Consider the following 8,902-nt stretch of genomic DNA (forward strand, 5'->3'; position numbering starts at 1 on the left):
ACGCAGCAAAAGACTGAACACACCCATCACCGCTGCTGATGGTGAATCTGCCCGGCGAGTGATTCCAGACTCGGCAATGCCTCAGTGTCAACCACCAGGGTATGAGCCCGTTCCTCATCTCTTAACGGTTGCCAGTGGGCAATCTGGCCTTCAAGCACGGCAAGATCCGCGTCCGAGGCACCTTTCTCCCGGCTAACGATACGTTCCCGCAAGGTCTCTGCCGACGCGGAGAATTCGAGGATAATGTAAGGCACGCATTTCACCGACGCGAGTTGGCGAAATAGCTCACGCTGCTCGTAATTCTGGCAGGTTGCGTCAATGATGACGGTGTGGCCTGCATCAATAATATAGCCGGCAAGCTCCACCAGTTTTCGATAGGTACGCTGGCTTGTAGCGGGGGTATATATCCCCTCTCCAGCCGCTGCATACGCTGCCTGTTCCGCGGAGAGGCCAAAGAGACGCTTCCTTTCCACATCAGAACGTATACGGATCGCCGCCAGCATTTCCAGCAAGCTTTGTGTCAGCGTGGTTTTACCTGTAGCAGACATGCCATAGGTAATGATTAATTGTGGCTCGACAGTTTCAGTGCAAGATTGCGCCAGTCGCAGATATCGCAACAGTGCCTGCTCGGCCTGCTCCTTCGCGGTTGCGGTAATACCGGACTGGCAAGCTCGAATTGTATTGACCTTGGCGCGCACCATTGCACGGTAAACCATATAAAAATCCAGGACACGGCAACCGGCATAATCACCGGTATGCTCGAGATAGCTGTTCAGGAAACGTTGTGCTAATCCGGGTTGCTCGCGTGCCTGAAGGTCCATAACCATAAATGCGACTTCGCTGATCACATCTATCCAGCGCAGATCGGGATTGAATTCAATGCAGTCAAAGGCCAGCGGGGCCTCATCAACCCAGGCCAGGTTGCGCAAATGTAAATCCCCATGACACTCACGGATATATCTGTCCTCTTTCCGTTCCTCGAGCAAGGGCCGTAAAGTGATAAAGCGAATCTTGCTCCACTCTTCCAGCTCGTCGAGTACCGACAGGCACGCCTGGTCGCCTTGCTGTGCGGGGTATTGCTCGCGGATTTGAACAAAGTTTTCTGCCATCGGCTGGTACACCTGTTCAGGTAAACCATAGGCGGCGGATTGATCAGCCACCTCAATACGGTAATGAAAGTCCGCGACCATCACCGCGATTGCATCGAGGTGCAGTCGGCGCAGTTTGCCGGCAGCAAGGAGCCTGTCCAGCTGCGCCTGTTGTGGGAACTGCACCATCTTCACTGCGTATTCGATGGCACCCTCCTGGCGCTCGCAGTCCAGCTTCGGTTGCGCGGCAGAACCGGTAATGGCGACGACGCCGAGGTATATATGTTCAGCCAGTCGGCGATTCAGACGGACCTCTTCATCACAATAAAATCGACGTTTGTCCAGGGTGGAAAAATCCAGGAAACCGAGATTAACCGGCTTTTTTATCTTGTAGGCGTAGGGGCCGGTGAGGATAACCCATGAAATATGGGTCTCGATCAACTCGAACCTGTCAACAGGATGATCATACAGGCCGGGATTCATCATGACGCTAATAAGGGCGGGCTTCTGCTTGCTGATATGGTTCACGTCCATAGCAGACAAGACCGCATTGAGGTTGGGGAGTGGAAAAGGTTATATTCGTATTCGCCCGTCATAACCCTTACTTCGCGCTGTAGACAACCAGCAGGACAATTACCCACTTGAGATGATGGGCGATACTGCGCAGTAAGGCTTTGCTTTCCTCGTCCATGCCATTCATCCTTATTCGCTTGCCTGGTGAAATTGCCCGGCTCGTAGCAGTTATTTACCAATGTCGGTTAATTTTGACAACAGGTCAATGGGGAGTGGAAAAACTATCGTGTTGCTACGCTCACCTGCGATCTCGGTAAGTGTCTGCAGATAACGTAATTGCATGGCCTCGGGTTGACGGGCAAGGGTCTGGGCTGCCTCCAGCAGTTTTTCAGAGGCCTGCATTTCACCTGCCGCGTGGATGATTTTGGCACGACGGACCCGCTCCGCCTCGGCCTGCCTGGCAATGGCACGTATCATGCTTTCGTCGAGATCGACATGCTTGATCTCGACATTGCTCACCTTGATCCCCCAGGCATCAGTTTGCTGATCCAGGCTGTTTTGTATATCGACATTCAATCGTTCCCGTTCTGCCAGCATTTCATCAAGCTCATGTTTGCCCAGCACCGATCGCAACGTAGTCTGGGCAAGCTGGCTGGTAGCAGAATAAAAATCCTCCACCTGGATGATTGCCCTTTCAGGGTCGATAACACGGAAATATACAACTGCATTAACATGGACGGAGACGTTGTCACGTGATATCACGTCCTGGGTAGGCACATCCATTACGATTGTTCGCAAGTCCACCCTGACCATCTGCTGAATGAAGGGGATAATGATAATAAATCCCGGCCCCTTCACCTTCCAGAAACGGCCGAGCATAAAAACCACACCACGCTCATACTCGCGCAGGATCCTGATGGCACTGACCAGAAACATTACTACCAGTGCCAGCACAATATATGTCGCATACATGCTCATTGCTGTTACTCCTCTTTGGTGGTTTTAATCGGTTCGACCTTGAGGATCAGACCTGTCGCCCCGACAACTTTAACGCGCTGTCCCTTGCGTAGTGGTTGATCGCTAACGGCCTGCCATAATTCACTATGTATACTGATCAGGCCCTTGCCCTCGAAGTCATCTGTGACAGTGGCAGTGCCACCAATCATTTCATCAATACCGCTGACAACAGGTTTTTTGCGTGCGCGTAGCGCCATTTCAATCACGAAAATGAAAATCAGTGCGCTGATTGCAGCGAAGGTAATGATCACCGAAATATCAATGCCGAAGCTGGGTACATCCGTATCTATCAGAATGACCGAACCAATGATGAAGGCAATAACACCACCGATCCCGAGCATGCCAAAACTTGGTTCAAAGGCCTCGCCGACCATCAGCGCCACGCCTAGCAGAATGAGCCCCATACCCGCATAATTGACAGGGAGCAGCTGAAAAGCATAGAGCGCGATCAGTAACGAAATTGCCCCAATCGTACCGGGCAGGAGCGCGCCGGGATTCGAGAATTCCAGTATCAGCCCGTAAATACCGATAAGCATGAGGATATACGCGATGGTCGGGTTAGTGATCACGCCGAGAAATTCACTGCGCCAGTCAGGTTCCAATAGTCTGATGCTGAGACCCTTCGTCTGTAGTATGCGCTTCTGTCCCAGTACCATGACCTCCCGGCCATCTATCCCGTTTAACAATTCCTGCACACTGCCAGCGATAATATCGATCACCTTTAGATTCAAGGCATCACTTGCGGGCAGACTCGCACTTTCACGCACAGCCTGCTCCGCCCATTCCTCGTTACGGCCATGGAGTTGGGCCAGGCCCCGGATATAGGCCACCGCATCATTAACAAGCTTGCGTTCCATGGCGTCATCGCTGGCCGCCGGCATGCCCGATGGTTGCTCATCCGTATTATCGTCGCTGTTCTTTTCCCTGCCTGGCGCACCGATGCCGCCTATCTGCACAGGTGTTGCCGCACCCAGGTTGGTGCCGGGGGCCATGGCGGCGATATGACTGGCATAGAGAATATACGTGCCGGCACTGGCTGCACGTGCCCCGCTCGGTGCAACAAAACTTGTCACAGGCACTGGCGAGGCAGTGATATTCTTGACGATATTGCGCATCGCTGTATCCAGCCCGCCAGGGGTATCCATCCTGAGCACCACCAGTTCGGCGCCTGACCCTGCGGCTTTGTGCAATGCCCGTTCGATATAATCATCGGTTGCGGGGCCAATGACGCCTTCGACACTTAACTGTACAACCTGCCTTACAGGATCACTTGAAACCGCCATGTTCATAGGCAGACCGGTTGCCAACAGGAGCACCAACATGAACATAAATCCCTTTATCGGGCCTGTCATATACGTAAGTTCCTTGGTTACTGTTTAAACAAATCTATCCCTCAACATCACAACAGGTATCACAAAAATGACAGGATTACCCGAATCGCACAAGAACAAAAAATGGTAAAAGTACATATGTATAAAACAACATGATTTCGAGACTATATTTTTTAGCCTGAATACACAGCAAGGGATATTACCAACACCCTGCAATCACGGATCCAAAAACCCTTAATCCAGAGTTAAACCAGCAACTATCAGGAGCGTCCGTTATGTACCTCAGAAAACTTTCAGCAGTGATATTTATAGGCACCATTGTCTCTCAATTTGCCGTCTCAGCAGATTACCCACTGCTGTTTGGGGAGATTGACGTCAATGCCGATGGTTACATTGACAAGGAAGAAACCAAGGTCAGAAGAGACCTGGTGAAGAACTTCAAGAAAATTGACAAGAACAAGGACGGCATGCTGAATCTTACCGAATACCAGTTGTACGAGGGTAAGGGAGCGTATGAGCCGCCGGAAGAAACCGAGACACCCGAGCTTGGTGCGGCCCCCTACCCAACACCCAAGGCAAAAGACTGATAACCCTGACAGATATATGCCACAACCTGTTCTGATAGTAGAGTTCATCGCCAGGGATGGCGATGTCGAGCTTATGGAAGAAAGCGTTCCCCTTCACAGCCCTGAGGAGCTCTTTGATTTTCTTTCACCTGGCGGCGGATGTGAATCCATCCCCTCAGAGGTGGATGAGATAAAAATGACATTCCTGCCGCCAGCACACCCGAATATAAACAACCCTGTTGCAGATACCCCGGCCATGCTCCAGCTTGGCATGGTGTTCTTCAGCGGGCCTTTGGCCGAAATATCACAATCCATTATTGAAATCCTGGACAAGGCGGGACGTGGCGAACTGTCGAAATCATTTATCAAGGTTATCGGCATGTAACTGACCTGACAATGCCATGACCAAACTGCCAGGTACGCGTTCGCAAGCAGGCAAAGTCACATCGGCGGCAGCAGACAGATATCGGGTTGCTTATAGCGAAGAATTTACACTTTCATAGATATGCGGATATGATATCGATTGACTCGATCAGGCTCCGGGATGATTTGACTTGACAAACTTTTCCCGGGTTTCCGACATCCTCAACAGCTTATTCTCCACCCGGAAATTGATGCTTCCGTCCGTGTACTTGCCACTGCTGTCCGCTGTGCCTGCCTCGATACCGGTCATTATACCGATTGCCTGATCAATATTGGTTACCGGGTAAATGTGGAATTCCCCGACGCTGACAGCGTCAATGATATCGTGTCGCAACATCAGGTGTTTTACATTTGACTCGGGAATGACGACCCCTTGCATACCGGCCAATCCGCCGGTCTTGCAGATATCAAAGAAACCTTCAATCTTTTCGTTCACCCCACCAATTGCCTGCACTTGCCCCAGCTGATTAACGGAACCGGTCACCGCGAGGTACTGATGCACCGGCGCGTCTGCCAATGATGAAAGCAGTGCGCACAATTCCGCCAGTGAGGCGCTATCGCCATCGATTTTTCCGTAGGATTGCTCAAATGTCAGACTGGCTGATAATGATAAGGGGAATTTCTTTGTAAACCTGGAGGCCAGGAATGCCGATATTATCAACACCCCCTTTGAATGAATGGCGCCACCGAGGTCAACCTCGCGCGATATATCTATAAACTCACCTTCTCCCAGGCGAGTCGTCGCTGTAATACGTACAGGATGAGCGAAGCGAAAACTATTCAGATCGACCACTGCCAGGCCGTTAACCGTGGCTGTCTTGTCACCCTCTGTATCAATAAGAATAGTCTTGCGCTGCATCTCGGAAATCATGGTATCCCTGATTCTGTCAAACCGGTGTATACGTGAATCAATCGCTTGCTGGACTTCGCCTTCTCCAACAACCAATAATCCATGCTTTATCGCCCAGTACTCAGACTCTTGCATGAGATCTACCATACTCAGCATATGCACTGAGAGCTTTTCGGCATCATTTGCCAGTCTGGCGGCATGTTCAATAACTCTTGCAACAGCCCGCGCATCAAAGGCAAGCATCTCGTCCTTTTTAGCCAGGGTGGCGATCATCCTTGCATACAACTGAACATTACTCTCCGTCCTTTCCATATTCTCTTCGAAATCTGCAGCAACCTTGAACAACTCGGAAAATTCCGGGTCATATTCAAGCAGTAGGTAGTAAAACTCCCTCTCACCCAGCAGCACCAGCTTTATATCAAGCGGGATTGGTTCAGGCTCAAGGCTCGCCGTATCAATGACGCCGTATAATGAACCAAGCGATTGTAGTGTTATTTTGTTTGCATTCAGGGCACGCTTAAGGGCATCCCATGAGAACGGCGAGCGCAACAGCTTGATCACGTCCAGAACAAGGTAGCCACCGTTTGCCTTATGCAACGCGCCTGCTTTAATATGCGTAAAATCAGTAATCAGGGCACCCATTCTGGATTCATGCTCTATCCTGCCGATGAGATTTTGATAAACAGGATTGTCTTCGTATATAACCGGCACGCCCTTGCTCTCCCTGTTATCAATCAGCAGGTTCACCTCATATCTTCGCATTGGGTCTTTATCTTCTGCAATCAAGCCAAGCACAGGCACCGTTTCCCTGCGTTCGGTAAAATCACCAATATGCCGTGCAATATCGTTTTTTACATTATTCAGATAGCGGCATACTTCAGGATAATCACTGTACTTATCAAACAGATCGTGAATCAATACATCAACTACAACAATCACAGTACTGTGGTTTAGCGCCTCAATTTCCTCATTCTCCTCTCTTGCCAGTTGTGGCATACGTCGCAATAAGGCGCTGAGCTTTTCTTCATATATTTCGATAGTCTCGTTGATGCGCCGCCTTTTCTCTCCAGACAACTTCGAGAACTCCTCAATATCAATTTGCTTCCCTTCCACAATCGGACCAAGTACAAAACCATGCGCCCCTTTCACCAGTGCCACACCATGTTCAGCGGCTTCATCATCCAGGTTTTTCAAGGCCTCTTCACGCCGGCTTTGATAATTATCCTGAATTTCCTGGAGTTTGGCCCGGTACTCGTCTGACTCAAAGGCAATGGGTATTGATATTTTCGAGTCACTTATCAGCTTTTGTACGTCCTCACGGAGGACATGTCCTTTCCCTGTTGGCAATCGAATAGCCGCCGGCATGTGATGATATTCAAAATTGTTCACATAGCACCAGTCGCAAGGTGCCTTCTGTGTTGACGCTTCAAGGGACAGATGTTGAATAACGATTGATTGTTTGCCGCAGCCTGAAGGACCAAGCACAAACAGATTAAAGCCACGCTTTCTTATTTGCGCACCGAATTCGATAGCGCCGATCGCACGTTCCTGGCCGATAACCTCGTCAAGAACCTGTAGTTCATCTGTTGTTGTGAAGGAAAAAATTCCCGGGTCAGTTCGGGTGCAGAGCAGTTCAGGCTTGAGTTCCTTGTTATTTAACATCGAATTCCCCGAACAACAATATTAAAAGTGCTTGTACTCCCGTTAATACGGATGCCTGTTAGCTCCGCGTTCGAAACAGGCAGCTATTATGCGTGCTTTATTCATGATTCTGCCCGGCGCCGCTTTTCCTCTATCCGCAATTCTTTTGAGATAAGCCCGGCGACAGCACCCAACTCTTCCGAAACAATTTCAACAAGATCATCCACTGTCAATATCCCCACCAAATAACCCTGCCCATTTACGACCGGCAGCCGGCGAACACCTTTTGACTGCATGAGTTTCACTGCATCCATAAGGCTTGCACTCTCATCTACCGTCGCCAGCTCATAGCTCATCACATCACCGACATTTACCGAATCGATATCAACATCCTCGGCAAGTATTTCCAGCACGACATCCCGATCGGTTAAAATCCCCAATGGCCGGGATGCATCGCCCTCCCTGGCAACGATTACAACGTCACCGATGTGATGTGTACGCATAAGCTTGACCGCCTCGCGCACAGATTCGTCCTGTTTGACGACAATCACTTCCCTGTTACAAAATTCACCGACTGACATGTCTTACTCCCTGAAATAATCCGTCAGAAAAGCACCCCGGGTATCACCTCATGCCCGTGTCTACTTTGCGACTTCGTGATGCTTGCCTTCTACATGAACCGCAGTTGCCTGCGGCCCTTCGTCCCCCAGCTCCTCGCTAAAATGCACACTTTCACCTTGTTCAAGGCTGTCGAAGTCGGCATTAAGAACACTATTACGATGAAAATATACTTCGCGCTGTTCGGGTGTCAGGATAAAGCCGTAGCCCTTCTCCGGGTAGATCACTGAAATAATGCCATGTGGCAGGATTTCATGGGCCTTCACCTTGTGGCGCCGTTTCCTTACGTAGTCTTCTAGTTGACGACGCATCGCCGCAAAGGCATCTCTTGTTGCCACGTAAACATCTTCATGCGCATGGTTCTGCCCGGGACTACGGCTGACGACGATTTCATCACCGGGTAGCGTGACATCAACCTTTATCGCATACAGATTGCCCTTGTTGTGATGCTTGTGCGGCGCCTCAACAGTGATACGGCAGCTCACCATATCCCTGGCAAACTGTTCCAGCTCGTCTACCTTTTCCCTGATTTTTGTCTCCAGCGCTTCTGACTTTTCCATGTTTCGAAACGTAATCTGTACAGGAATCTGCATGCCAAGCCCCTATATTTCGCAGAGACAGGTATTGCGTGAAATACTGCGTCTTCACGCGGATCCGCAGCTCTGTGACCAATGAAAGAACCAATTGCTATAAATTGAACTCTACTTGAGGGATGTGTTTAATAACACCTGTGAATACTACGCTACGCCAGACATACACTTTTAGTCACTGCTGTCCTGTTAACATAAGCCTGATAAGCCGTAAGCTTCGGATAAATAAGGTAACCAGGCTGATAGATGCGCATGAACACATGAA

General features: G+C 50.0%; 8 protein-coding genes and 1 pseudogene. 2 read left to right on the top strand and 7 right to left on the bottom strand.

Going from position 1 to position 8,902, the window contains the following annotated elements:
• Positions 1-26: 26 nt before the first annotated feature.
• The 3 genes from RQ738_RS04090 to RQ738_RS04100 all read right to left on the bottom strand — a co-directional run bounded on the left by RQ738_RS04090 (position 27) and on the right by RQ738_RS04100 (position 3,970).
• Positions 27-1,622 (bottom strand): AAA family ATPase, encoded by a 1,596-nt coding sequence (locus RQ738_RS04090; protein WP_314162212.1) that lies wholly within the window; start codon positions 1,620-1,622, stop codon positions 27-29.
• 207 nt (positions 1,623-1,829) lie between these two features.
• The gene (locus tag RQ738_RS04095) at positions 1,830-2,573 is read right to left on the bottom strand and encodes a slipin family protein (RefSeq protein ID WP_314162232.1); all 744 of its coding nucleotides are present in this window, start codon (positions 2,571-2,573) and stop codon (positions 1,830-1,832) included.
• 11 nt (positions 2,574-2,584) lie between these two features.
• Positions 2,585-3,970 carry a nodulation protein NfeD gene (locus RQ738_RS04100; protein WP_314162213.1) on the bottom strand — a complete coding sequence of 462 codons (1,386 nt, stop codon included), beginning with the start codon at positions 3,968-3,970 and terminating at the stop codon, positions 2,585-2,587.
• Positions 3,971-4,224: 254 nt separating this feature from the next.
• On the opposite strand from RQ738_RS04100, the gene RQ738_RS04105 reads away from it, so the two are divergent.
• Both RQ738_RS04105 and RQ738_RS04110 read left to right on the top strand, forming a co-directional pair.
• Positions 4,225-4,536 carry a hypothetical protein gene (locus RQ738_RS04105; protein WP_314162215.1) on the top strand — a complete coding sequence of 104 codons (312 nt, stop codon included), beginning with the start codon at positions 4,225-4,227 and terminating at the stop codon, positions 4,534-4,536.
• 16 nt (positions 4,537-4,552) lie between these two features.
• Complete coding sequence (locus tag RQ738_RS04110) at positions 4,553-4,900, top strand: hypothetical protein (protein ID WP_314162217.1); 348 nt, start codon at positions 4,553-4,555, stop codon at positions 4,898-4,900.
• A 147-nt stretch (positions 4,901-5,047) separates the two neighbouring features.
• On the opposite strand, the gene RQ738_RS04115 is transcribed toward RQ738_RS04110, so the two are convergent.
• From RQ738_RS04115 to RQ738_RS04125, 4 genes and pseudogenes are all read right to left on the bottom strand, one after another.
• Entirely contained in the window at positions 5,048-6,946 is a 1,899-nt protein-coding gene (locus tag RQ738_RS04115; protein WP_314162219.1) for an ATP-binding protein, read from the bottom strand.
• Between the two features lie 153 nt (positions 6,947-7,099).
• A pseudogene (locus RQ738_RS13720) lies at positions 7,100-7,450 on the bottom strand (Lon-like protease helical domain-containing protein); the annotation flags it as partial.
• A gap of 101 nt (positions 7,451-7,551) precedes the next feature.
• Positions 7,552-8,010, bottom strand: a complete 459-nt coding sequence (locus tag RQ738_RS04120) for a CBS domain-containing protein (RefSeq protein WP_314162220.1) — start codon at positions 8,008-8,010, stop codon at positions 7,552-7,554.
• A gap of 60 nt (positions 8,011-8,070) precedes the next feature.
• Positions 8,071-8,640, bottom strand: coding sequence for an HPF/RaiA family ribosome-associated protein (locus tag RQ738_RS04125; RefSeq protein ID WP_314162221.1), 570 nt, complete (start codon positions 8,638-8,640; stop codon positions 8,071-8,073).
• Between the last annotated feature and the right edge of the window lie 262 nt (positions 8,641-8,902).

The sequence above is a fragment of the Sulfuriflexus sp. genome (assembly GCF_032250955.1).
Taxonomy (GTDB): domain Bacteria; phylum Pseudomonadota; class Gammaproteobacteria; order AKS1; family AKS1; genus Sulfuriflexus.